General features: G+C 46.4%; 1 tRNA gene. It reads right to left on the bottom strand.

The features are described 5' to 3' along the window. Positions 1 to 340: 340 nt before the first annotated feature. A tRNA-Trp gene (locus RH88_RS11595) sits at positions 341 to 417 on the bottom strand. Positions 418 to 448 lie beyond the last annotated feature (31 nt).

Here is a 448-nt window from a genome sequence, read left to right as displayed (position 1 = left end):
GGTATAACCAATGTCAGTAGAGCTTCAGTGAATGTCAGGGCAATTTTAGACTGGAAAGGAGAAATGTTACGGATTGTTGCGGGTGAAGAGCAAGAGTGTGTAGAGTTGAGAGTCGAGAAGCGCTCGTTTGGAATATAGAATTAAAAGTACAGGTTTGAGATCGCTTCTTCAAAGTGAAGCATCGGAGAGGCTTTGTATATGGCAGGGGTGGAGAGATTCGAAAGCTTCGCCCCAACACGCGCTATTTAGTATTAGGGGAATCCGCTGCTCTGCCAATTAGCGACAAACCATAACATGCCGATGTAAAAAAGCCCCAGCATTTCTGCTGAGGCTTAATATATGGCAGGGGTGGAGAGATTCGAACTCCCAACACGCGGATTTGGAATCCGCTGCTCTGCCAATTGGAGCTACACCCCTGTTGTTCGTGTTTAAAGAGACGACTCTCAAA

The sequence above is a fragment of the Vibrio scophthalmi LMG 19158 genome (assembly GCF_000222585.1).
In the GTDB taxonomy this organism is placed as follows: Bacteria; Pseudomonadota; Gammaproteobacteria; order Enterobacterales; family Vibrionaceae; genus Vibrio; species Vibrio scophthalmi.
This window is presented reverse-complemented; position numbering and strand designations above follow the sequence as displayed.